This is a genomic window from Psychrobium sp. 1_MG-2023, assembly GCF_030689115.1.
Classification (GTDB): domain Bacteria; phylum Pseudomonadota; class Gammaproteobacteria; order Enterobacterales; family Psychrobiaceae; genus Psychrobium.
Window position 1 is genome coordinate 35,034 of the sequence record NZ_JAUYVJ010000024.1, and the last position, 24,618, is coordinate 59,651.

24 protein-coding genes are annotated in these 24,618 nt (G+C 40.9%); 13 read left to right on the forward strand and 11 right to left on the reverse strand.

The annotated features are described in order from the left end of the window. Positions 1-8: 8 nt before the first annotated feature. Complete coding sequence (gene aceF / locus Q8W26_RS12880) at positions 9-2,003, forward strand: pyruvate dehydrogenase complex dihydrolipoyllysine-residue acetyltransferase (RefSeq protein ID WP_101213277.1); 1,995 nt, start codon at positions 9-11, stop codon at positions 2,001-2,003. A gap of 188 nt (positions 2,004-2,191) precedes the next feature. After that, positions 2,192-3,619, forward strand: coding sequence for a dihydrolipoyl dehydrogenase (gene lpdA / locus Q8W26_RS12885; RefSeq protein ID WP_101213278.1), 1,428 nt, complete (start codon positions 2,192-2,194; stop codon positions 3,617-3,619). Between the two features lie 670 nt (positions 3,620-4,289). Here lpdA and Q8W26_RS12890 read toward each other — a convergent pair. Continuing rightward, complete coding sequence (locus Q8W26_RS12890; RefSeq protein ID WP_305473591.1) at positions 4,290-5,588, reverse strand: HlyC/CorC family transporter; 1,299 nt, start codon at positions 5,586-5,588, stop codon at positions 4,290-4,292. 76 nt (positions 5,589-5,664) lie between these two features. Then, positions 5,665-6,462: an inner membrane protein YpjD gene (locus Q8W26_RS12895; protein ID WP_101213280.1), complete on the reverse strand. Its 798-nt coding sequence runs from the start codon at positions 6,460-6,462 to the stop codon at positions 5,665-5,667. A gap of 334 nt (positions 6,463-6,796) precedes the next feature. Between Q8W26_RS12895 and Q8W26_RS12900 the strand changes: the two genes are divergently transcribed. Beyond that, positions 6,797-7,759: a D-2-hydroxyacid dehydrogenase gene (locus Q8W26_RS12900; protein WP_305473592.1), complete on the forward strand. Its 963-nt coding sequence runs from the start codon at positions 6,797-6,799 to the stop codon at positions 7,757-7,759. Between the two features lie 29 nt (positions 7,760-7,788). After that, the gene (locus Q8W26_RS12905) at positions 7,789-8,454 is read left to right on the forward strand and encodes a CatA-like O-acetyltransferase (RefSeq protein ID WP_305473593.1); all 666 of its coding nucleotides are present in this window, start codon (positions 7,789-7,791) and stop codon (positions 8,452-8,454) included. Here the strand turns inward: Q8W26_RS12905 and Q8W26_RS12910 are convergent. Beyond that, entirely contained in the window at positions 8,438-8,788 is a 351-nt protein-coding gene (locus Q8W26_RS12910) for a hypothetical protein (RefSeq protein WP_305473594.1), read from the reverse strand. The two genes, Q8W26_RS12905 and Q8W26_RS12910, sit on opposite strands and share 17 nt — an antisense overlap. 128 nt (positions 8,789-8,916) lie before the next feature. Between Q8W26_RS12910 and Q8W26_RS12915 the strand changes: the two genes are divergently transcribed. After that, the gene (locus Q8W26_RS12915) at positions 8,917-9,501 is read left to right on the forward strand and encodes a DUF4202 domain-containing protein (protein WP_305473595.1); all 585 of its coding nucleotides are present in this window, start codon (positions 8,917-8,919) and stop codon (positions 9,499-9,501) included. 31 nt (positions 9,502-9,532) lie between these two features. On the opposite strand, the gene Q8W26_RS12920 is transcribed toward Q8W26_RS12915, so the two are convergent. The 6 genes from Q8W26_RS12920 to Q8W26_RS12945 all read right to left on the reverse strand — a co-directional run bounded on the left by Q8W26_RS12920 (position 9,533) and on the right by Q8W26_RS12945 (position 15,196). Next, on the reverse strand, positions 9,533-10,492 hold the full coding sequence (locus Q8W26_RS12920) for an ABC transporter substrate-binding protein (protein WP_101213285.1): 960 nt from the start codon (positions 10,490-10,492) through the stop codon (positions 9,533-9,535). Between the two features lie 70 nt (positions 10,493-10,562). Continuing rightward, positions 10,563-11,468 carry a cytidine deaminase gene (cdd, locus tag Q8W26_RS12925; RefSeq protein ID WP_305473597.1) on the reverse strand — a complete coding sequence of 302 codons (906 nt, stop codon included), beginning with the start codon at positions 11,466-11,468 and terminating at the stop codon, positions 10,563-10,565. A gap of 132 nt (positions 11,469-11,600) precedes the next feature. After that, complete coding sequence (locus Q8W26_RS12930) at positions 11,601-12,581, reverse strand: folate-binding protein YgfZ (protein WP_305473598.1); 981 nt, start codon at positions 12,579-12,581, stop codon at positions 11,601-11,603. Positions 12,582-12,701: 120 nt separating this feature from the next. Beyond that, positions 12,702-13,937 (reverse strand): phosphoglycerate dehydrogenase, encoded by a 1,236-nt coding sequence (serA, locus tag Q8W26_RS12935; RefSeq protein WP_101213288.1) that lies wholly within the window; start codon positions 13,935-13,937, stop codon positions 12,702-12,704. A gap of 306 nt (positions 13,938-14,243) precedes the next feature. Beyond that, positions 14,244-14,906: a ribose-5-phosphate isomerase RpiA gene (gene rpiA, locus Q8W26_RS12940; RefSeq protein ID WP_101213289.1), complete on the reverse strand. Its 663-nt coding sequence runs from the start codon at positions 14,904-14,906 to the stop codon at positions 14,244-14,246. 62 nt (positions 14,907-14,968) lie between these two features. Then, positions 14,969-15,196 carry a PGPGW domain-containing protein gene (locus Q8W26_RS12945; protein WP_305473600.1) on the reverse strand — a complete coding sequence of 76 codons (228 nt, stop codon included), beginning with the start codon at positions 15,194-15,196 and terminating at the stop codon, positions 14,969-14,971. A gap of 355 nt (positions 15,197-15,551) precedes the next feature. Between Q8W26_RS12945 and Q8W26_RS12950 the strand changes: the two genes are divergently transcribed. Further along, positions 15,552-15,875 (forward strand): GIY-YIG nuclease family protein, encoded by a 324-nt coding sequence (locus Q8W26_RS12950; protein WP_305473601.1) that lies wholly within the window; start codon positions 15,552-15,554, stop codon positions 15,873-15,875. Here Q8W26_RS12950 and Q8W26_RS12955 read toward each other — a convergent pair. Then, positions 15,870-16,244 (reverse strand): PH domain-containing protein, encoded by a 375-nt coding sequence (locus Q8W26_RS12955; RefSeq protein WP_101213292.1) that lies wholly within the window; start codon positions 16,242-16,244, stop codon positions 15,870-15,872. The two genes, Q8W26_RS12950 and Q8W26_RS12955, sit on opposite strands and share 6 nt — an antisense overlap. An 18-nt stretch (positions 16,245-16,262) precedes the next feature. Next, the gene (locus tag Q8W26_RS12960; RefSeq protein WP_305473602.1) at positions 16,263-16,982 is read right to left on the reverse strand and encodes a 1-acyl-sn-glycerol-3-phosphate acyltransferase; all 720 of its coding nucleotides are present in this window, start codon (positions 16,980-16,982) and stop codon (positions 16,263-16,265) included. A gap of 143 nt (positions 16,983-17,125) precedes the next feature. Here Q8W26_RS12960 and Q8W26_RS12965 point away from each other — a divergent pair, with 143 nt between their 5' ends. From Q8W26_RS12965 to Q8W26_RS12995, 7 genes are all read left to right on the forward strand, one after another. After that, positions 17,126-18,010: an ABC transporter ATP-binding protein gene (locus tag Q8W26_RS12965; RefSeq protein ID WP_305473603.1), complete on the forward strand. Its 885-nt coding sequence runs from the start codon at positions 17,126-17,128 to the stop codon at positions 18,008-18,010. Between the two features lies 1 nt (position 18,011). Then, the gene (locus Q8W26_RS12970; protein ID WP_305473604.1) at positions 18,012-19,031 is read left to right on the forward strand and encodes an ABC transporter permease; all 1,020 of its coding nucleotides are present in this window, start codon (positions 18,012-18,014) and stop codon (positions 19,029-19,031) included. After that, on the forward strand, positions 19,028-19,624 hold the full coding sequence (locus Q8W26_RS12975) for a copper chaperone PCu(A)C (protein ID WP_305473605.1): 597 nt from the start codon (positions 19,028-19,030) through the stop codon (positions 19,622-19,624). Before Q8W26_RS12970 ends, Q8W26_RS12975 begins: the two co-directional genes overlap by 4 nt. Positions 19,625-19,750: 126 nt before the next feature. Next, positions 19,751-20,878: a tRNA epoxyqueuosine(34) reductase QueG gene (gene queG, locus Q8W26_RS12980; RefSeq protein WP_305473607.1), complete on the forward strand. Its 1,128-nt coding sequence runs from the start codon at positions 19,751-19,753 to the stop codon at positions 20,876-20,878. A 45-nt stretch (positions 20,879-20,923) separates the two neighbouring features. Then, entirely contained in the window at positions 20,924-21,940 is a 1,017-nt protein-coding gene (locus Q8W26_RS12985) for a BMP family protein (RefSeq protein WP_305473608.1), read from the forward strand. Continuing rightward, entirely contained in the window at positions 21,941-23,476 is a 1,536-nt protein-coding gene (locus Q8W26_RS12990; protein ID WP_305473609.1) for an ATP-binding cassette domain-containing protein, read from the forward strand. Continuing rightward, the gene (locus Q8W26_RS12995) at positions 23,469-24,617 is read left to right on the forward strand and encodes an ABC transporter permease (protein WP_305473610.1); all 1,149 of its coding nucleotides are present in this window, start codon (positions 23,469-23,471) and stop codon (positions 24,615-24,617) included. Before Q8W26_RS12990 ends, Q8W26_RS12995 begins: the two co-directional genes overlap by 8 nt. Position 24,618: the final 1 nt, after the last annotated feature.

A 24,618-nucleotide genomic window follows, 5' to 3' on the forward strand; every position in this document is an offset into this window, starting at 1 on the left:
TAAATAATATGTCTGATTTACAAGATATTTTAATCCCTGACGTTGGTGGGGAAGAAGTAGAAATTATTGAGATTTGTGTTGCTGTTGGCGAGACAGTTGAAGAAGAAGCGGCATTAATTACCGTTGAATCTGATAAAGCATCAATGGATATTCCTGCACCGTTTAGCGGCACAATTAGCGAACTGAGTATCAGTGTTGGTGACAAAGTGTCTGAAGGTATGCGTATTGGCGCAATGGCTACAGGTGCAACAGCACCGGTAGAGGCGCCAGCTGCTGTAGAGGCTTCTACTCCTGCACCAGCTGCTCCTGTAGTTGAAACGGCACCTGTTGCTGCACCAACAGCGACTGCTAGCGCAGTTCTGGAAGTCCATGTCCCTGATATCGGTGAAGACGGTCAAGTTGATGTTATCGAAGTATTAGTTAGCGTTGGTGATGTTGTTGCTGAAGAAGATGGCTTAATTACGCTTGAAACTGATAAAGCAACCATGGATGTACCTGCGCCATTTGCTGGCACAGTGAAGGAAATTAAAGTCACTGTCGGTGATAAAGTTGGCGAAGGCTCTTTGATTGTCCTTATTGAAACGGCAAGTGCTGCCTCTGCACCCGTTTCTGCACCTGTTGCAGAAGCTCCTGCTCCAGCTACTCAACCAGCTCCAGCTTCAGCACCTGTTGCTGCACCTGCGGTTGCTTCAGCTCCAGCATTACAAGATGTTGCGGTACCAGATATCGGTGAAGACGGTGAAGTTGATGTTATCGAAGTCTTAGTAGCTGTTGGTGACACGGTTGCTGAAGAAGATGGCTTAATCACTTTAGAAACTGATAAAGCGACGATGGACGTGCCTGCTCCTTTTGCCGGTGTGGTTAAAGAATTACGTATCGAAGTCGGTGGAAAAGTTGCGACAGGCACTATTATCGCCGTTATTGAAACGGCTGGTGGTACTGTTGAAACCGCTCCAGTTGCTGCAGCGCCAGCTCCTGTAGCTCAAGCTGCACCTGCACCAGTTGCTGCGCCAGCGCCAAAAGCGCCGCCGGTACCTCATCATCCATCTGCAGGTGATAAAGGCAAGCGCACTAAAGCACATGCTTCACCGTCTGTACGTCGTTTAGCGCGTGAGTTTGGCGTTGATTTGTCACTTGTTACGGGTACAGGTCGTAAAGGTCGTGTATTACGTGAAGATGTACAGTCATACGTTAAATATGAACTATCTCGCCCGAAAGCGACGGCGGCAACAAATACTTCAGCTAGTAATGAAGGTGGTTTAAGCGTTGTTTCAGCTAAGCCTGTGGATTTCTCGAAGTTTGGTGAAATCGAAGAAAAGCCGTTATCGCGTATTCAGAAAATTTCTGGTCCATTCTTACATCGTAACTGGGTAACTATTCCACATGTTACTCATTTTGATGAAGCGGATATCACTGAATTAGAAGTGTTCCGTAAAGAGCAAAACGCTTTAGCTGAAAAGCAAAAGCTAGGCCTTAAAATTTCACCATTAGTGTTTATCATGAAGGCGGCAGCAAAAGCGTTAGCGGCTCACCCAACGTTTAACTCATCGTTAAGTCCGGATGGTGAATCGCTTATTCTTAAGAAATACATTCACATTGGTATCGCGGTTGATACACCAAATGGGCTTGTGGTACCAGTGGTGCGTAATGTTGATCAGAAAGGTATTCATGAGCTATCTCGTGAGCTAGGTGAGATTTCTAAGAAAGCCCGTGATGGCAAGCTAAAAGCAGCTGACATGCAAGGTGGCTGTTTCACTATTTCAAGCCTTGGCGGCATCGGCGGTACGGCATTTACGCCAATCGTTAATGCGCCAGAAGTGGCTATCTTAGGTGTTTCTAAATCAGAAATTAAACCGAAATGGAATGGTAAAGAATTTGAACCTAAATTAATGGTTCCGCTATCTACTTCATACGATCACCGCGTGATTGATGGCGCTGAGGCAGCACGCTTTAGTGCAACCTTAGCTGGCGTGTTATCAGATATTAGACGCCTAGTTCTTTAAGCCAAGTTTGTTAATTTTGAAGCCGCTTTCGAGCGGCTTTTTCTTTATAGACTAATTACTGAAATAAAAATCATTAGTTGGTAGTAATTTCGCTATACATAATGAGTGTAGCTCGCTAAAATTGCTGCAATTTATAAAAAGACACATTTCGCTCTTGTAACAAGAAGCGAACACACATCGAGGTGAAAATGAGCAACGAAATTAAAACTCAAGTTGTTGTATTAGGGGCTGGTCCTGGTGGTTATTCTGCAGCGTTTCGCGCAGCTGACTTAGGTCTAGACGTTGTATTAGTAGAAAAATACGCAGAGCTTGGCGGCGTTTGTTTAAACGTTGGCTGTATTCCGTCTAAAGCACTATTACATGTTGCTAAAGTAACTCAAGAAGCAAAACACATCGAAGCACACGGTATTTCATACGGTGAGCCAACAATCGATATTGCTAAGATCCGTGGTTACAAAGAAGGCGTTGTTAATAAACTTAGCGCCGGTGTTGCTGGCATGGCAAAAATGCGTAAAGTTAAAACAGTGACTGGTACGGCTAAATTCACTAGCACAACTAGCATGGTTGTTGAAGGCGAAGAGAACACGACGATCAACTTTGATAACGCGATTATCGCTTGTGGTTCACGCCCAATTGAATTGCCATTTATTCCACACAATGACCCACGTATCTGGAACTCAACTGACGCACTAAAAGTTGAAGAAGTGCCTAAGAAATTATTAGTGATGGGCGGTGGTATCATCGGTCTAGAAATGGGTACTGTATACGAGTCATTAGGTAGTGAAGTCGACGTTGTTGAAATGTTCGACCAACTTATCCCTGCTGCTGATGCTGATATGGTTAAGCTATACACTAAAGCGAACAAAAAACGTTTCAACTTAATGCTGTCAACTAAAGTGACTGCTGTTGAAGCTAAAGATGACGGTATCTACGTTTCTGTTGAAGGCAAGAAAGCACCAACTGACCCTATTCGTTACGATGCAGTATTAGTGGCTATCGGTCGTGCACCAAATGGCTTAATGATTGGTGCTGAAGGCGCTGGTATTGCTGTTGATGAGCGTGGTTTCATTAACGTTGATAAACAAATGCGTACCAACGTACCAAACATCTTTGCTATTGGTGACGTTGTTGGTCAACCAATGCTTGCACATAAAGCAGTACATGAAGCACACGTTGCTGCAGAAGTTATCGCTGGTAAGAAGCACTTCTTCGACCCTAAAGTTATTCCTTCAATCGCATACACTTTCCCTGAAGTTGCATGGGTTGGTCTAACAGAGAAAGAAGCGAAAGAACAAGGCATCAACTTTGAAGTTGCTAAATTCCCATGGGCAGCAAGTGGCCGTGCAATCGCTTCTGACGTGTCAGACGGTATGACTAAGCTTATCTTCGATAAAGATACTGACCGTGTTATCGGTGGTGCATTAGTAGGTGAAAATGCGGGTGAACTATTAGGTGAAATCGGCCTAGCAATCGAAATGGGTTGTGATGCAGAAGACATCGGTTTAACGATTCACGCTCACCCAACACTTCATGAGTCTATCGGTATGGCTGCTGAAATTTATGAAGGTTCTATTACTGACTTACCTAACCCGAAAGCGGTTAAGAAGAAAAAGTAATTAACGTGGATTAAATAGAAAAAGGGCTGTCATTTGACGGCCCTTTTTTATGGCTATGTCTTAGTTAGCTGTTGTAGATATTTTATTATTTTTAAACTCAATGCATTAAATATAGCAGACTACTTTTCAGCATGAGGTATTCCCCGGTATTAATTGCCTTTAAGTGGAGAGCTGTTAGGATAAAAATTCAGGGACGAATTTTTAGATTTTAGCGCATGGATGCGCATAAAAATCGGTGACGTTAAAACAGCTTTTCACTTAAAGGTCAGCAATTAAATTACGGGTCGCCTTTGCAAATAACATCCTTGTTATTTGTCCTACGGACCAGCTAAAACTGTCTTAAATTGCTCCCTGCAATTTAATCTTTTAGTTACTTTTCTTTGGCGAAGCACAAAATTGTCTGGAACAATTTTGTACAGCGCGGCTGCCCGAAGGGTGAAATACATGGATGTATTTTATATAAGAAAAGTAACTGGTGTGCTCGAGCAAGCTTCACATTAGTCAGCAACTAGTCTTAGCACATCAAAGATCAGCTGCCATTAACAAATCGCAACAGTTAACAGCGACATAGCCTTTTTTATGGGCGAGGGGTTTTGGTATTTCAATTATATCAGTCGTCGTCGAGGTATTTTAATCGAGGACCTACTATCACGCGCTGTTATTTTGAGTACTATTCTTCGTCTTCTTCATCTTCGCATTTCTCTGCTTGGTAGAATGCAGGGATAATGCGGATGCTTTGAACCTTGTTATTGTCAACGCCAATCACTTCCAGTGGATAACCTGCTAGGCGGATGCTGATGCCCGGTTCTGGGATATCTTGGAAGTGCTCGAGCAATAAACCATTAACGGTTTTTGGCCCATCAATCGGGAAGTGCCAATTCATTTCGCGATTCATTTCTCGGATATTCATTGAGCCCTCAACGATGTAACTGCCATCTTCTTGCAGTTGGATCTCGTCACTGACCGTTGGGGTTACGTTGGTAGTAAAGTCACCGACAATCTCTTCTAGGATGTCTTCTAGTGTGACTAAACCTTGAATATCACCGTATTCATCAACAACTAAACCAATACGTTCTTTATTCTCTTGGAATTTAAGCAGTTGTACATTTAGAGAAGTCGCTTCAGGAATAAAGTACAATTCGCGTACTGAGCGAATAAGGTTGGATTTATCAAATTGATCTTTCGATTGTAAGTGCATTAAATCACGGGCGTGAATAAAGCCAACAGCATCATCAATTTTATCGCGGAATAATAGAATACGGGTGTGCTGAATATGGCGCAGCTGTTTTTGAATACTTTTCCAGTCATCGTTGATATCAATGCCAGCAATCTCACTGCGTTGCACCATAATATCTTCAACAGTCACTTTCTCTAAATCGAGAATACTGGTTAGCATGTCTTGGTGCTTTTGCGGGATCATACCGGTGGTTTCACTCACAATAGAGCGCAGCTCGTCACTACTTAATTGATCAACGGTCTTCTCATCTGGGTTGACGCCCAATAAACGTAACATACCGTTGGTGATCATATTGACCATCCAGACAAACGGGTAAAGTATTTTTAATAAAGGCGAAAGGATAAGAGAGCTTGGAAAAGCGACTCGCTCAGGGTGAAGCGCCGCGACAGTCTTCGGTGTTACCTCGGCAAAAATGAGGACGATAAGCGTTAACGCAAATGTTGCTACAGCAATACCTGCATCACCATAAAGGCGTATACCAATAATTGTAGCAATCGCAGAAGCTGCAATATTAACTAAATTATTACCAATGAGGATCAAACCTATTAAACGGTCAGGGCGTTGTAATAGCTTATCGACGCGCTTAGCCGCTTTGTTTTTATTTTTTACCTGATGTCGCAAACGATAACGGTTGATTGACATCATGCCTGTTTCTGAGCTTGAAAAATAAGCTGAGAGAAAGACAAGGCCGAACAGGATCCCAAATAATGTTGGGGTTGATATGCTGTCCAAGTAAGGAGTTCCTTTTGTTAGTTAATAGCTCCTTATACGGTGTTCGTCTAAGAGCGTCAAGAGTCTTTGGTCTAAGTTAGCTAATCACAAGTTCAGTGACTAAGCGACTGCCGAAGTAGGCGAGGGTTAACAGTGCTGCACCAATAATCGTTATTTTAACGGCGGTTTTAATAGGCACACCTTGTTGTTGGTGTTGCCATAACAGCCAGCTGTAGACACACCACGCCGCTAAAGAAAGAATGGTTTTATGGAGTTTTCCTTGCGCCAGCATATCTTCAAGGAAGAAAAAGCCAGTCATTAATGACAAGGTCAATAATAATGCACCCGCTAGCACTAATTGAAACAACTGCTTCTCAACCGTTAATAATGGCGGTAACGGAGAGGCGGTTAAGTTCAGTTTTTTGCTTTTTAAACGGTTATTAATAATATTAAGCTGAATTGCGTAGAATGCCGCAATCATTAACGTGCTATAAGAGCTAAGCGCCAAACATATATGAATAAGAACTTCAGGATTTGCTTCAAAATGAGTGATATAACTCGATGGTACTAACCACACCCCTAATACTGTAAGTAGAGAAAAGCCATAGACGACGGGGAGTAAGGTAATAATGGCAAACTTAGGTAGTGCGATGGTGAGTATTGCAGCAATGAGCCAGCTGACAATGGAGGCAACAATCAAAATACTCATATTCTGGCCGTCAATGGCAAGAATGATATTAGCTAAAGCAATGGTGTGAAAACCGATACCAATACTGGCTAGGCCGAAAATGATTTTCTCATTGATGCTGACGTGAGTAAATAAGCTTTTGATAACTAAAGCTAAACTGATGCTATAAAAAATGATCGCGCCAAGTGATGAAATATCAGTCCACATATTCTTTTAGATTACGTTTTTCCATAAAAACGCATTATATCCTTAAGTTGAGGTATCTGCAGTGCTTTATATCAATAAAAGTAATTATTATTCACTTTTATTGAGCTTTCACGGTTAATTCGCGTAATAAAGGTAGAATAGGTACATTAAGATTGCCCATATCACCATAGCGCGTATTTTACGACATCGAGGACAATCAGCCTTTTTAACTGGCTTAGGTTTAGCAGGTGATGAGTGCTTTGATAACGGTTTCATTTTGCTACTAGAGTTAGAATGTTGATAACTGCTAGACTAGCAGTAATTACTAATAATTTACATCGAATAGGTCTTAGCTATGAGAATTAGTGGTGTCTTGCTTGATCAGCAAACATTAGGCGATGATATTTCATTAACGCCGTTAATGACTTTATTTTCTCAGTGGAAAAGTTACACCCACACAGAGCCGCAAGAAATTGTAGAGCACTGTAAAGATAGGCAGGTGATTATTACTAACAAAGTAGTCATTGATGAGTTGGTTATGGCGCAATTACCACAGCTTAAATTAATTGCTGTGGCGGCTACTGGAACTAATAATATTGATCTGGAAGCCGCACAACGCTTAGGCATTCGAGTTGTTAATGTTGAGGGCTACGCAGGGGCGGCCGTCGCTCAACATTGCTTTAATCTATTATTGCAACTTGCTGGACGCAGCCAAGAGTATCACCAGTTTATGCAACAAGGCGGTTGGCCTCAGAGTCAGCAGTTTTGTCATTTAGGCTATACAATGACGGAGCTAGCAGGAAAAACCTTAGGCATTGTAGGCTTTGGTAATTTAGGCAAGGCGGTTGCTAAAGTTGCAAAGGCTTTTGATATGCATGTCTTGATTAGTGACCATCCGGGGGTTGAGTTCATTAGGGAAGGGCGGGTTAGTTTTGAACAGCTACTAAGTCACAGTGATGTCGTGAGCTTACATTGTCCTCAGACTGCTCATAACGAGCTAATGATCAACCGCGAAACATTAGCACTGATGAAGCCAAGTGCATTTCTTATTAATACTGCACGCGGAGGTTTAGTTAATGAGCAAGATTTGGTTGATGCACTAACGGAACAAGTGATTGCCGGCGCAGCACTTGATGTTCTTTCGACGGAACCACCAACTATTGATAACCCTTTATTGAACTATCAAGGGGGTAATCTGGTTATTACACCACATATTGCTTGGGCTACCAAAGCTGCACGCACCCGTCTGGTGGAGATATTGAGTGATAATATCGCCCAAGAGTTGTTCACGTTAAAACCGAGTCAGACTAAAGATTAGTTGATACTATTTTTGAAGAGAATTTATTTTTGAATTATCAGGTTATTGATTTACCGAACTGGCCGCGTTATCAGCATTTTGAATTTTATCGAAATGCCGCACAACCTTGGTTTAATATTTGTGCGGATGTTGATGTGAGTGAGCTTTATCGTTATTGTCAGGCACAACAACTTAGCTTCTTTCATGCTTACTTATTTTTGACACAAGTTGCCGTCAACCAACACCCCGCATTTCAGCTAAGGATCGTTAAACGTGAGCTAAGGTGCTACCAAGAGATTGCTATTAGCTGTGCGGTGTTAGGCGATGATCAATTAATGCGCTTTTGTGATCTTCCCTTTGCAGACTCGTTTAGTGATTTCACTCGGTTAGCACAAAGTAAGGTTGCTCAAGCTAAGGAACAGCCATTTATTGCTAAGGAGTTTTGTGGACAAGCGATAAAGCAAGATGTGGTGCATATGTCAGTTATTCCTTGGCTCAACTTTCGAAGTTTTAGCAATGCTCGCCACTCTTTTATTGGTGATAGTATTCCTAAAATTGTTTATGGCAAACTTGTTGAGAGTAAAGATGGGTATAGCATGCCATTATCGGTTGAAGTGCATCATGGTATGATGGACGGCTTAGCGGTTGGTCAATTTTTTAGCACCATTGAGGAGTTATTTTCTCAGCCACAGTTATGGCTTACTCGTTCAAGTTGAGTGGGCGTTTAGCGCATCGATAAGCGTCGAAAGTGCACAGTTGCCACAGTATTAACAAACTGAAACTGATAATAGTTTGATGGTGTGAGGAATATACTTCTGATTGCTTAGCAACTTCTTGTAAGATTGTTGTAAAATCTGGGGGGATTTCACCTGCGATAATGCGGTCAGCAATTAGTTGAGCTCGACTTAATATATTGGAAATAATCATCACTGCCGCAGCGCCAAAAATACCTAAAAATAATGCTGCTGTTTTGTACCGCTTTAAAAAGATGTGCCCAGCGCCAGGGAAAACAACAATGGAGAGTACAACCGCTTTCGTTGTCTTTTTCATAACAATAGATCCGTAACAGTATAAATTAATGATAATAAGACAGGCCATGAGTTTAAATCAATTGGCTGGTAAATAATAATATTTGTACTATTAACATTTAGATAAACTTAACAAGTATGAGTGGTTGTATGACACCAAGTAAATTAGAACAAGCGTTCAAGTTAATTGATTTAGCCAATCAACAAGATCCTAATCGAGAACTAGATAGTGGGATTGAGCAACCGAAAGAATGGCTCTACGGTCTTAGAATGAGTGCGTGTTTAAAGGAATTTGAGCCAAATGCGAGTGAAGCATTGCAAATAGCGGCAAGGGCGCAACATATTAAGCGCTGGTCTATCGCTCGATCGCAATACCCTTTAGGGAGAAAAGGTTATAACGACTGGCGACAAGCGTTAGGGCGCTATCATGCTGAGGAGGCAATGGGAATTGCCCTACAGGTCGGTTATACGAATGAGGAAGTCGCTGCCATTGGTCGCATGCTACGTAAAGAAAAGCTAAAACGCGATCCTGAGGTGCAGGCCCTTGAAGATGTTATTTGCTTAGTGTTTCTGACCTTTTATTTTACTGACTTTGCAGCAAAGCACAGTGAAGAAAAGATTATTCGAATTGTGCAAAAAACGTGGGCTAAAATGTCAGAACGAGGGCAAGAAGAAGCACTAAAATTAACCTTTACCGAAGGGCAACTCGCATTACTAAAAAAAGCATTGGCCTAATAAGTTGCCGGGAGTGAAAAACAGGGGCGGCTTACTTTTTTATAACACCGCGCTGTTCTATTTCTTTAGGTGGTTTTAGACCCCAACGTGTTAACTCGTGTTGGCTGAATTTTAAAGTGCCACGTTGAGGCGTGGTAATTCGGGCCATTTCTCCTGTTCTAAGGTAGAGGTTCACCTTCTTAGCAGCGGACTTTCCTTGTTCTAATCCACTAATAATTAAGCCGCCAATTGCTTTATCTTGCCCTATCGAATATGACCAGAATGCAAATACCGGAATGTGACTAAACTTACTTGTCCACTCGCTGGCTTCATTGAGTGGAATTGTTCTTTCATGAGTTTTTAAGCCTGCATAGTTTGCAATTATAATTGCCTGATAGCCTTGCTGTGCACTATTTCTGACTTCGACTTGCCACTGTTTATAGGTACTGACTAATACAGTTTGGATATTAATTCCAGATATTTTCTGCATTAGGCGGTTTTCAAATGATGTTTCTAAAATTGCATGGGATGTTACGGTGTTATCCATCATCACTTTGACGTCTTTAAGATCAGGGATTAATTTTTTGAGCATAGTAACAGAGCGTTTCATTAAAGGGCGCTCTAACACACCGGTGACTTGCCCTGTTAAAGGAATATAAGCTCGAGGATTGCTATTTATCCCCAAAAAAGCGATAGGGATCTTTTGCTCGATTAACCGAGGGCCCAAAAGCTTCAGTGCATTATCATCTGCGAGTACGACGATACTTGGGTTATTTTCTTGGATAAAGGCCCACGCATCATTCGCTATTTGAGGGAATTGATGAGCGGGTTTGCGTTTTGTATCCATTTCATATTCAACTAGGCTAACATCATCAATCGCCGCCAAAAAGCCATTGCGGTACTCCTGTACCCACGGGTACTCGAGGTGATAGCTATGAATTAGTAACACTTTAGCTGCATATGTATTAAAACTGATAACAAACAACACTAATAACAAGAGTAGTTTTTTCATTAGCTGCCTTATCTGTTTAATTAATACAAAAGATACTTACTCACTTGTCTTTGAAAGCGTAAGTGAATACTTAATATTGGTAATGTAACAACTCAATGTCAACTAATGTCTTGAGTAATTGCACAGACTGTTGGTATTGACTGACTGGAGCACTCTTAGACTCGACTAAAATGGCGGTTTTTATTTCAGAGAATTGTTCTCCTGCTAGGTGAAGGGCTATTAACGCCGACTGCAGGGGAGATAAGCTTGGATTATATGCACAATTTTCTGCGTAACGTCCTGAGTATTGGCTATTCTTGGTGCTTATTACAATCCCACTTGGACTATTTGAGTAAGGGCTGTAACTCGCTTTTGCATTTTCAATAGCGGTTACTAGTTGGGGCTCATCAGTTTGATAAGCAATTTGATTAGGTTTGGAGTTCATTAGTCGATCATTGACCGCTAGGTCATCGGGGCCAAATGAGTGGGGGAGAAAAGCAGGGAAAGTGATAGCGTCTTGTTCAGGTAATAGGATTCTAAGTTTCTTAGCCCCTTCTAACTCATTGATAAACTGGCGGCAATGGCCACAAGGCGTAGCGGTCACCGCAAGGTGAGTGAGATAAGTGGCTCCATGGTGCCACGCATTGCTAATTACAGCTTGCTCAGCATGGACTGTTTGTCCTAATGTTTGCTGCGCGAACTCAATGTTTGCCCCTAAAAATATTGACCCATTATCAGCCAAAGCAACGGCTCCGACTTTAAACTTGGAAATCGGGCAAAAACTATAGCTTTGGGCTAGTGGGAGTAAATGACGCAATAGTAATTCACAATCAGGTTCAATAGCTAAAAGTGCACTAACTTGAGCGGGGCTAAAATAGGCTTTGAATTGGGGCTGCTGAATGATTTCACTGACCAGAGACTGAAGTGAGGGCGGTAATTTAGCTACACTCTCGAGTTGCTGTGCGGCGCGTAAAAAGTTGATGTTAGGTGTTGTCATAGTGGCTCTTAAAAATTACTAATATATAAGCGAAGGTCGCTAAAGGCGTTGGCAAACTAAAAGAGCAAAGAATGAAAAGGCTATTGTTTAAGGCATTTAATGCCTTAAACAATGAACTTGTCGATGGCTAGATTATTCTTGCTCGAGGCGTTGAAAGTAAGCTGGTTCGTTTATTGTAAAGACACCTGAGTCACTATGCTCAGTTGCTCTTAATTGTGTTCCTAATTCGATGTCGGTTGGTAGTATTGCTAGGGCAACAGTTGTTGAACCTACTTGCTCAGCGCTAACAACAGTCCCTGCATTTCGCCAGTTATCACCTAATTGTTTTTCAAGACTATCACCTGCCGCACAAGGGATATGTGATGTTGTACTCAAAACAAACATTGCTCTTTTATTTAAGCCACGAAAATGCATGCGGGCGACTGTTTCTTGGCCGATATAACAGCCTTTATTAAAGCTAATACCGTCAATCATTTGTAGATTTTGCATTTGAGGGACAAATTCAGCTTGCGTTGTTGGTAGTAATTTAGGTGTTCCAGTTAGGATATCTAAAGCTGACCATATATTGGCTTCTTGCTGGGTTGCATCGATTGTTTCAAGCGCTTGTGACAGCTTTTCATGTTGCTCTGGTGTTGCAATCACAATAAGACGTGGTTGCTGTTCATAATCAAATGAGAAGTTGGTGATAAGACCAAAATCACTAATCAATGTGTCAACATTGTCACTGAATGTTTGTCCTGCTTGTTGTTCAAGCCACTCTTTAGCTAATGAGCCGCTAAAGCCGATGCATTGGTAATGTTGTGTCGAATCGGATATTTCAACTTGCGAGAATACGGCATACTTTTTTAGTTGCGGTAAATGTGATTCGATGTTTTCTATGGCTTGTAACGCGAGAATGGCTTGTGGTGTTTTTAATAAACGTAGAATACCTAACATCTTACCTTTAGCATCACAATGCGCACCAAGTAAGCTATGGCTTTCGGTGATCGTCGTAACATCACAGGTTAGTTGACCCTGCAAGAAAACTTCATTTTCAACACCGCTTAAAGAAATTACGCCAAGAGGCAGCTGAGGGTAAACATTAAATGGAGTAAGAGAGGTGGTAATAGACACTGGAAACCTATTTAGTAAATCGATAATTAACAGTCATCCTAATGCGAAATGCCACAGGAATCAAAGATTGCTGTGGCATTTATTATAAATAAAACGCTGATTGTGTATTTGATTTACTGATTAAGCAGAGTGAAGCGTACGGGCGCGAATAGTACCTTCGATTTTGTTTAACTCATCCAGAGCAATGTCAGCATCTTTCGCTTCAACTTCCATAACAACATAACCAATATCAGCGGTTGTTTGTAAGTATTGGGCGCTAATATTGATTGCTTTTTCAGCAAATGCCATATTGATCTTATTCATAATACCTGGTTGGTTTTGATGAATGTGCAATAAGCGAGAGCTACCAACGTGTTGCGGTAAAGATACTTCAGGGAAGTTAACTGCTGATAGCGTTGAACCATTATCAGAGTACTTAGCCAATTTACCCGCAACTTCGATACCAATATTAGCTTGCGCTTCTTGTGTGCTACCACCGACATGCGGCGTTAAGATCACATTATCGATACCTCGTAATGGGGAAGCAAACTCTTCACTATTTGATTTAGGCTCCACTGGGAATACATCGATTGCTGCACCACTGATGTGGCCTTGTTCCAGCGAAGAAGCTAAATCTTCAATGTTTACAACGGTACCACGAGAGGCGTTGATTAATATTGCACCTTGCTTCATTTTTGCCATTTCAGTGGCAGTGAACATGTATTTAGTTTGTGGGGTTTCTGGGACGTGTAAAGAAACCACATCAGACGTTGCCAATAATTCATCGAGCTTAGCAATTTGACTAGCATTACCTAATGGTAGTTTATCTTCAATATCGTAAAAACGTACACGCATACCAAGGTTTTCAGCTAAGATGCCTAGCTGCGTACCTATATGACCATAACCAATAATACCCAGTTGTTTGCCACGGGCTTCATATGAACCAATTGCGGACTTTTGCCATTCACCACGGTGTGCTTTAGCACTCTTTTCAGGGATGCCACGTAACAATAATAGCGTTTCACCTAGCACTAACTCTGCAACTGAGCGAGTATTGGAAAATGGTGCATTAAAGACTGGAATGCCTAACTTTTCAGCCGCTGACAGATCAACTTGGTTGGTACCGATACAAAAACAACCAATACCCACAAGCTTGCTCGCTGCGGCAAGAACATTAGCGTTTAATTCAGTACGAGAACGAATGCCGATGAAGTGAACATCTTTAATCTTTTCGATTAATTCATTTTCAGGTAATGAAGTCTTCAGACTTTCAATGTTGCTATAACCTGCATTTTGTAAGACTTCTAGGGAGCTTGGGTGTAAGCCCTCAAGGAGTAAAATCTTGATTTTGTCTTTGTTGAGCGAAAAATGAGCCATCTATAATTTTCCTAGCAGGTTTGAAGGTGTTTAATGTTAAGTAAAATAACAAATTTAATGAACTAAAGGGAGAGTTAATTGAAAATAACTATAAAAATGATTGTAACAGCTAGAACACCTGTTATTAAAGGCTTTTACTCTATGACTTTTGGCTAATGGAATGGCTATAACTAGAGGTTATTAACTATATCATTAGTGTTTATAAGGTTGCCTTGTTAATAAAATGTTGTGTTGTGTTTTTATGATAAACAGGGAGGAAAGTAGCGTAATGTCATACGCTACTTTGATAGGGAATTATTGAGTAGCTTATTTATTATTAATTTTTTTTACACCATCAGGCGTTGCTAATAATAAGCTATCGGCGCTGCGCTCAGCAAAGAAGCCGTTCGTTACTACACCAACAATACCATTGATTTGACGTTCTAATTCACACGCATTTACAACGTTGAAGTTGTGAACATCTAAAATTATATTTCCGTTATCAGTAATGACACCTTCACGGTAAACTGGATCACCACCAAGTTTTACCAGTTGACGAGCAACGTATGAACGCGCCATTGGAACGACTTCAACGGGTAATGGAAATTCACCCAGTAATTTAACTAACTTACTTTGATCAGCGATACAAACAAACTTTTCTGCCACGGCTGCGATAATCTTTTCACGTGTTAGCGCTGCGCCTCCGCCTTTAATCATTTGCATATGATCGTTGATTTCATCAGCACCATCAACATATACACTTAACTGATCTACAGTATTTAGGTCAAATACTGGAATGCCATACTCTTTTAATCGGCGCGTCGATTCTTCTGAGCTTGAAACCGCTCCTTCGATATCACCTTTTATTGAGCCTAATGCATCAATAAAATGATTAACCGTCGAGCCAGTACCAACACCGACAATAGTGTCTCGCTCTACATATTCTAAGGCCGCCCAACCGGCTGCTTTTTTCATTTCATCTTGATTCATTAGTGTGATCCAGCTAGCAATTTATGATGAGCTTATTGTACCTAACCGCTGGTGCTTTAGCACTATCTACGGCGACATTTACTGACAAATTGGTCCATTTTTTTTGCTGATTGAGTTAGCATACGCTGAGCCACTTTAAGATACCGTTTAGCCCAGTCATATTCTAATGCTAAAATTGCCAGCGATAGTGGTAACAAAATGACGGTGCCAGGCAGCGCTATAAATATCAGGCTGATAAGCAATAGAAAACCACCGCTGAGGGTAATGGCTATTTTTCTTAAATTATTCATAAGCTATTTCTTGATTAATCGATTAATGGCTTATTTATTCAAGGTTAATGCCATATGTATAACATATTGAAATGTAAGTGTTGTTATGTTTTTTTATTTGCACTACATGTAAGAATACTTAATAGTTAGTGAGATTGACTAATACCAATTTCATTAATAGCCTGATCATACTTCACGGTCTAAACGAATGATGATTGCGTTATTTATTATTTATGTAAAACAAATGCACCTGTTTATAAATGCCTTGCCGATATAAATGTCAGTACTTAGGTTCTTTTTGGAATGTGGTGCCAGTGCGCTAATTAGTTTATTCACTTTACAAAGTTGGTCACTTAATTAACGGAATTGGTATAAGATGATGACTCCAGAAACTACCATTGAACATGCTAAAAAACACACTAAAGAGTGGTTTGTTTATTTGATGCGTTGTAATGATACGTCACTATATTGTGGGGTAACTACGGATATTAAACGGCGTGAACAAGAGCATAATCACGGACCTAAAGGGGCTAAATATACGAGGGTACGACGCCCGGTCACTTTGGTTTACCTGCAAAGCGCAGTCAATCGAAGTGAAGCCTGTCAGTTAGAGGCCAAGATAAAAAAATTATCTAAGCGAAATAAAGAAGTGCTGGTGGCGCAGCACCAAGCGCTTCTTAAACAAGAGGGGTTATTATAAAATACAGTTAGCTAAGGTTTTTTGAATAGCCACTACATCTGAGCCTCGCTTTAACTCGTAACTAATTGGTTTTTCAGTACCGCTAATCCACAATTTTAATTCAGCGTCCATATCGAAATGGCCTGCACTTTCTAGAGCGAAGTGACTGATGGATTTAAACGGGACTGAATGATAGAGCACCTTTTTGCCTGTTAGCCCCTGTTTATCAACGATTAGCATACGCTTATTGGTAAAAATAAACATATCTCGAATGAGCTTGAAACCCAGTTCAATTTCTTCATCGTTTGCTAAAATTGGCTCGAACTCACTCGCTAATTCTTCGATATCTAACTCAGAAGCATTACCCATTAAGCCATCTAAAAGACCCATAATAAAAATATCCTGTTTTTATTGAATTGCTTTAGTAATACGTTGTTGGGCAAGGTCAGTCAACTCTTTTAAACTAAGTTCTTGATATTCCTCTGGAGTGATTGGCTCTAATACCTCAACAGTGATCTTTTGGTGTCCTTTAAAGTGCAAACTATTTTTAGGGACCGCTTTATCGGTACCTGTTAAAACAACCGGCATGATCGGAACATTCATTTCTTTGGCAATCTTAAACGCCCCAGTTTTAAATGGCTTTAAGTGGCCATCGCTAGAGCGTGATCCCTCGGGGAAAATGAAGATGGAACTACCATTGTCTAAGTGGGCTTTCGACTGTTTCATCATCGACTTTATTGAACTAATTCCACCTCGCTTAATGGCGACATAGCGATTTAAATACATGGTCCAGCCGATAAAAGGGATTTTAAAGTTTTCAACTTTTGAAACCCATTTAAAGTGAACAAATAGCCGAGAGGCAGCTAATACATCAATCGTGGATAAGTGATTGGAGATTACAACATAAGGTTGATCTTGCTTAAACTTGTCTCTCCCAGAGATTTTTATTGACCAAAACGGGTTGGTCCAAAAATAGAGAGAGCCCCAAAAGTGGCTAAAATAATTTAAAACGATAAGGCGACGATCAAAGGGAGTTGTCACAATGCGGATGATTAATGCGATAGGAAACAAAATGACTGAAATAATCACGACCCAAAGAAGGTAGAGTGCTGATAATAAATAACTCACTATTTAATCCTGTTGTTTTTAACAGGAGGATTATAACTAAGTTAGTTTCAGAACAGCAACAGAGTTGTTAATCGCCACTAACTGGTTATTATAAATAATAAAGACTAAATTGGTTGTGTTTAGTCTAATAATGGGGAAGGTGAATGAGCAAAATAATATTAGCTGCAAATAACCTAGTTAAGCGCTATGACGATGTGTGTGCGGTTGATAATTTATCTTTTGAAATTATTGAGGGCGAGTGCTTTGGGTTGTTAGGCCCTAATGGCGCAGGAAAGTCTACCACGATTGAGATCTTAGAAAATGTCATTAGTGCTGATGGTGGTGAAGTGTTGTTCTATGGTAAAGCCATTGATGACCGCTTTGCACAATCGATTGGTATCCAGTTTCAGAGTACCGCTTTACAGGACTATTTAACCGTATCTGATACTTTGAGGTTATTTAGAGCTCTTTACGATAATCCAGTAGCGACTGAGCAACTGGTGGAGGATTGTGCTTTGGAAGAGTTACTTAATCGCGATAATCGCAAACTCTCTGGAGGGCAACGGCAGCGTTTGTTGCTTGCATTAGCCTTAATAAACGACCCGAAGCTGGTCTTTTTAGATGAACCGACAACGGGACTTGACCCGCAAGCTAGGCGCAATTTTTGGCAGCTGATTACACGGCAAAAACAAGCGGGAAAAACAATTTTACTCACAACTCATTATATGGATGAAGCACAGATTTTATGTGATCGAGTTGCTATTGTGGAGCAAGGGAAGATTATTGCTGTTGGCGCACCTGATGAATTATTATTGGAACACCTGCCCGGAATGATGATTCGCTTACCGTCGAGTGCAATAAACCATTGCCAATTACCTCATCTTAATTTTGAATTTAAACAAGACTCGGCACAGCTTATTTCGGATGATGTCAACCAAACTATTGCTGAGCTATTAAACCATGAGGTAGATCTAACCGGTCTGACAATTAATGCGCCCACGCTAGAAGACCTATTCATTCACCTTACTGGTCACCAATTGAGAGAATAAAATGAAACGATTATTTGCCTTATGGTATGCAAGAAACTTAGAGTTTGTTCGTGATCGTGCTTCATTATCTTGGAACTTAGCATTTCCTTTATTATTAATTTTTGGTTTTGCATTTGCCTTTGGTAATGGGCAGCCCGATCAATATCGAGTGGGAGTCATCAGCCAGTCCATAGCTAAGATTGCTGATAAGGACTCATTTACCAACTTCTCTGAAATTAAACATATTGAGTTTATTAGTTATGACAATCAGAAAAGTGCTTTAGAAAAACTAAAACAGCACCAGTTAGACTTGGTGATTGCTCCATCAATAGATAAGTATTGGATCAACCAACAATCTGCTAAAGGTTATTTAATAGAAAAAATATTATTGTCAGAGGTTAAGAGCCCAATTCAACAAGGGCAAGTGGACAGTGAACCTATTCGATATGTCGATTGGGTACTGCCAGGGATCATTGGCATGAATATGATGTTTAGTGGCTTATTTGGTATTGGTTATGTCATCGTCCGATATCGTAAAAATGGCGTGTTAAAACGACTCAAAGCAACTCCATTATCTTCATTGGAATTTATTAGCGCACAAATTTTATCCCGCTTGTTTATTCAGCTTTCGACTTCGTTATTTATCGCTGTTAGTTGTATTCATATCTTAGACTTAAAAATGAATGGGTCATATCTGTTATTATTTTTAATGATGTTTTGTGGTAGCTTAAGTTTAATATCAGTGGGCCTAATGATGGCTAGTCGTAGTAGCAGTGAGGAGTTTGCTGGTGGTATATTGAACTTAGTTTCATGGCCGATGATGTTTTTATCTGGGGTGTGGTTTTCAATTGATAATGCTCACCCTGCTTTACAAACACTCGCACAGTTACTGCCTTTAACACACTTAGTCAGCGGTTTACGTGATATTATGTTAGAGAGCGCTAACTTAACCACGTTACTGCCTAATATTTTTACCTTGCTATTGATTACTAGCTGTTGCATTGCAATTAGTGCTTATCGATTTAGCTGGGGTGAGCAATGAATTATTTTCAAGAGATGGGTCTATCAATGACAATGACAGGATTAAAAAAGTTATCTGTTGCCATGGCAGCAGTAGTAACAATGAGCTTAACTTACTCAATGGATGTGGCTGCTCATAATCATAGTGGCGATAGTAAAAAACACCAACACCAAAAGAATCAGGGCATGATGGTTCACATGGCGTGGGCTAGAGCCTTGCCGCCTGTAGCAATGAATGGGGCTGCTTACCTGATGTTACATAACAATGGAAAACAAACGAGTACCTTAGTTAGTGCGTCGAGCCCAATTGCAAAGTCAGTTATGTTACATCAAAGTGTTGAAAGCAATGGCAGCGTTAGTATGCAACATGTTGATAGCTTAGAGATTAAGCCTAAAGGGGCGGTTACGTTCAAGCCGGGCGGTTATCATCTGATGCTAATGGGTCTTAAAAAGCCGCTGATTGCAGGAAAATCGTTTCCTGTAACATTGAATTTTTCAGATGGTTATTCATTAAAAACGTTGGTTAAAATCAAAAAAGGTAACCAAAAAGCTCCAAGTATGTCTCATCAGCATATGAAGCATGAGAAATCGACAACAAATGCTCACCAACATTAATGCTCTTATATCGCCTTACGCATTGGCGTAAGGCTAGTTTTCTTCCTTAGCTTAGCAATGATTCGTTAGCTGCTATTTGAGTGGTTAAGTGATAAAGTATTCCTAGATTATTTAGTGGACTTTAACGTGAACGAATCAATTTGCTATCAACAACTCGCGCAGCAAATAGAGCAGTGGGCCATTGACTTGGGTTTTACCGGCTTTGGTATATGCGACACGGATTTATCACAACATGAAGCGGCATTTCAGCAATGGCTAGATAATGGCTATCATGGGGGGATGGAATATATGGCTCGTCACGGCATGATGCGTGCGCGGCCTAATGAACTACTACCCGGGACCTTACGGGTGATCAGCGTCCGTTTAGATTATTTACCTCCAGATGCATTGATTGTTTCAACAATGAAAGAGCCGACCAACGCTTATATCAGCCGATATGCAACTGGCCGTGACTATCACAAAATAATGCGAAATCGCTTGAAAAAATTACAGCAGAAAATCGAGACTCAGGTTGAGGGCTTAATTGCCCGCCCGTTTGTTGACTCTGCCCCCATTTTAGAGCGCCCATTAGCTGAAAAGGCCGGCTTGGGTTGGGTCGGAAAGCACACTTTGATCCTGAATCAAGATGTTGGTTCTTTTTTTTTCCTTGGTGAATTATTAGTTAGTATTCCGCTACCTGTATCTGAACCGGTCAAAGAGCAATGCGGTAGTTGCGTTGCTTGTATCACGATTTGCCCAACACAAGCAATTGTAGAACCCTATGTCGTTGATGGCAGGCGCTGCCTGTCCTATATCACCATTGAGAAATTTGGTGAGATCCCGGTAGAGTTCCGTAAAGCGATGGGTAATCGTATTTATGGTTGTGATGATTGCCAACTTATTTGTCCATGGAATAAGTTTGCTCAAGCAAGTAGTGAAGATGACTTTAAACCCCGTAAAGATTTGCACTCCCCACAATTATTAAGTCTTTTTGCTTGGGATGAGGCTACATTTTTAAAGCGCACAGAAGGCTCACCGATAAGACGCATTGGCCATGAACGCTGGCTACGTAATATTGCTGTAGCTTTGGGTAATGCACCCTATGAAGAAGCCATCGTTCAAGCGCTCAAAGATAAACGTGAAGAGGTGAGTGAGCTGGTTCAAGAGCATATTGACTGGGCCATAGCGCAGCAGCAAGAAAAAACAAACTCGATTAACCGTAAAACGTTGCGGATGTTAAAAGCGGTTGAACGAGGGATGCCAGCGCATCAATAACATTTCTAGGTATGATCTTGAGTGCGACAATTAAATAGGAAGCCAGTGTTTTATAAAATTAGTGTGCTTATCTTATCAATGATATTAATGTATTTTTCAACTGCAGTTGCTGTAGAGCGTAATGCTACGCGCAAAGCTGCCGTGGTTTATGATCGTCCGAGTAAGTTTGATCATTCGTTTAATCAAGCCGTCTTTGATAATGGGGTGATTAAACTTAAAGTGCACGGCGTGGAAGTGAAAGAGTTTGAGCCTGCAAATAGTGTTCAGATAGAGAAAGGTATTTTGAAGCTGGCTGCCAGAGGCTACAACCCCATTGTTGGGGTCGGTTATGCAACAGCACCAGCTATAGCGCGTGCTGCAAATCTTTATCCTCAAGTATCTTTTATTATTATTGATAGTGTGGTCGAAGCTCCGAATGTGCAATCCATTCTATTTAAAGAGGAGCAGGGGGCTTATCTTGCAGGAAAGCTTGCAGCACTAAAAAGCCATAGCGGTATTATCGGCTTTATTGGTGGTATGGATATTCCGCTTATTGATAAGTTTAGTTGTGGTTATGAACTTGGCGCACAATCGGTTAATTCGGATATTAAGATTTTAAAAAACTATTTAGGGTCCACGTTGCACGCGTGGAATGACCCAAGTAAAGGGCTCGAGTTGGCTATATATCAAATAGAGCAACAGGCCGATGTGATTTTCTCGGCCGCTGGTGGTTCTGGCTTGGGTGTGTTTCAAGCTGCGAAGGACTATCAAATAAATGCGATTGGTGTTGATTCAAATCAAAACATGTTGCAACCAGGAATCATACTTACTTCAATGGTTAAGCGGGTCGGTAGAGCTGTATTTAAAAATGTAATGAGTTTTTATCAGGGAACATGGCAACCCGGTGTGTTCCAATATGGGTTAGAAAGTAATTGGGTCGACTTGGCTAAAGATAAATATAATCAAGACGTTTACACCGAAGAGTTCGAGCGCATTATAAATAAAGAGAAAGCGCTAATTATTAACCATGAATTAGAGCGACTTTCGTTACTGAATGAATGTGCTATTTCTGGAGGTCAGTAAATGTTGGCTTTTGCGTTAGAACTACGAAACATTAGTAAAAGCTATCAACATGTCAATGTATTAACTAATGCAACATTAACAGTGGCTCCGGGGTCAATACATGGCTTGATTGGAGAGAATGGTGCGGGTAAGTCAACATTACTACAAATTGCTTACGGTTTAATTAAGGCTGATGAAGGGCAAGTTTACGTTGACGGTGCTAAAGTGGATATTATGAATCCACAGCAAGCAATCACCCATGGTGTGGGTATGTTGCATCAGCATGTGAGTTGGTTAGAGGATGCTTCGGTTTTAGATAATATTATTTTGGGTGACCCCGTTACCTCTGTTTTTTATCAAAATAGCCAACAAGCGAGTAAGCAACTGGAGCAGCTGAGACGAGAGTTTGGCTTCCCTTTCTCGTTGGATACATTAATTAATGAATTAAACTTTAGTGAGCGGCAGCTTGTTGATGTCCTGCGCTCACTTTATCGGGGAGTCAGAGTACTGGTGCTGGATGAGCCGATGGCGTTATTGTCACAAGAACAAGAGTCTTATTTAGCGAATTTACTGACAATGCTAAAGATGCAAGGTATCTCTGTTTTGATTGTGTCTCACAAATTAGCTTCTCTTCATTTGCTATGTGATGTTATTTCTCTATTAAAGTCAGGACAGATAACCGAGACTATTGAGCCCAAAAAAGTTTCTTTAGCTCATGTGACTAAATTGATGGTTGGGCGTGAAGTTATCTTACCTCATCAAAACTTACCGCGTTATGGGATAAACAATACGACAGCGATTGAGGTAAAAAAATTAACTGTTGATAGTGTTTCATCGGGAAGAAAAGCTCGAGGCTTCCCCTTGCTTGATAGTATTGATTTAACATTTTATGCTGGTGAAATTGTTGCAATCGCTGGGTTAAATGGGGCGGGACAAGAGTTATTATTAAGCGTAATTGCCGGTTATAAAGCATTTAACCAAGGTGAATTAGTTTTTTTGGGTAATAAAAACTCTGCTAATTCAGGGTTCAATATAAAGAGAATGCGAAAACTTGGCGGAGGGTTTATTGCCAATCCAGGGTTAGGGCTTAATTTAGTTGATTCGATGACCATGGTGGAAAGCTCTTTTTTAGGATATCAGCGTGAATATTCAGGTTGGCTTGGTTTGTTTAACAAGCGTGACTTAAATGATGACTGCTATAAGCTGATGCAGCAGTGGCAGATCAAGCCAATGGCTCCTCAAATGCAAACTAGCTTATTCTCAGCAGGTAATAAGCAAAAGATGGTATTAGCTAAGGAAACGTCTCGCTCACCTCAAGTGCTATTACTCGATCAGCCAACTCAAGGGGTTGATATTTCTGGGGTGGAAATGATTTATAAGGCGCTGTTTAAACTTCGTGACGAAGGTTGCTGTATTTTGGTGTGCTCGAATGACTTAGATGAAGTGATTAGCTTGTCCGATAAGATTGTCGTTATTTCTCAGGGGAAGGTAACCGCTCAAGTAGATACTCAAAGTATTAACAAAACATCGTTAGGGTTGTTGTTAGCCAATGGTTAAGTCAAAGAGATCCCTTGTTAGTCACGGGGTAGTTAAGGTTGAACCTTGGTGGTTTAACTCCCTATTATTACCGTTGGTGAATATTTGCTTAGCTTTGCTTGCGTGTGTCGTTGTCTTATGGCTAATAGGTATCGATATTATAAATGGGATAGAAGTGATGTTCTTTGGGGCATTAGGTCAGCCAGAAGGGATTGCTTATACTTTATTTTATGCAACAAATTTTATTTTCTCTGGCTTGGGCGTTGCACTCGCCTGGCATGCTGGACTATTCAATATCGGTGGTGAAGGACAAGCGACATTAGGGGGAGTGGGGATTACTGTTGCTTGTTTATCCCTTGATGGCTGGTCATTTGGTAGCCTGTTTGTTTTAGCTGTCATGCTCAGTGCATTGTTTGGAGCCGCGTGGGCCTTTATCCCAGGTTGGTTAAATGCTTATCGAGGCTCTCACGTTGTAATTACGACTATTCTATTCAATTTACTTGCAGCAGCGTTGGTGGTGTATTTATTAACGGGGCCGATGAAATCTTCTGTGCAAATGGCTGCGGTGAGTGAGGTTTTCCCTCAGGCATATTGGTTGCCAACGCTTGATGTGATGGCGCAGTGGTTCGGCATTACGATTGAGCGAAATCCACTTAATATTTCGCTGTTTTGGGCGTTAATCTGCTGTCTAATTGTTCATGTCTATTTGTGGCACAGTCGGTTGGGCTATGAAACTCGACTTGTGGGGCAAAATATGAAGGCTGCTCTCTTCGCTGGAGTTAACGAAAAGAAGATTATTATTATTACTATGATGTTATCGGGCATGCTTGTAGGCTTTATTGGGCTAAATGAATTATTAGGGAATAGCCACCAGTTACATGCTGAATTTGTTTCAGGGTTTGGCTTTGCCGGAATAGCGGTGGCATTGATGGGACGGAGCAGCCCTTTAGGGATTATTGCGGCGAGTATTTTGTTTGGCGTTATATATCAAGGGGGATCGGAGTTAGCGTTTTCTGTAGATAGTGTTGGTAATGATATTATTTTGTTAATCCAAGGTTTGATTGTGCTCTTTTGCGGTGCGTTAGAAAAAATGCTTAAACCTACGCTAATGCGTGTTTTTAAGGTTGGTGTGCACAAGCACCACTTAGCTGAGCAGAGGTAAG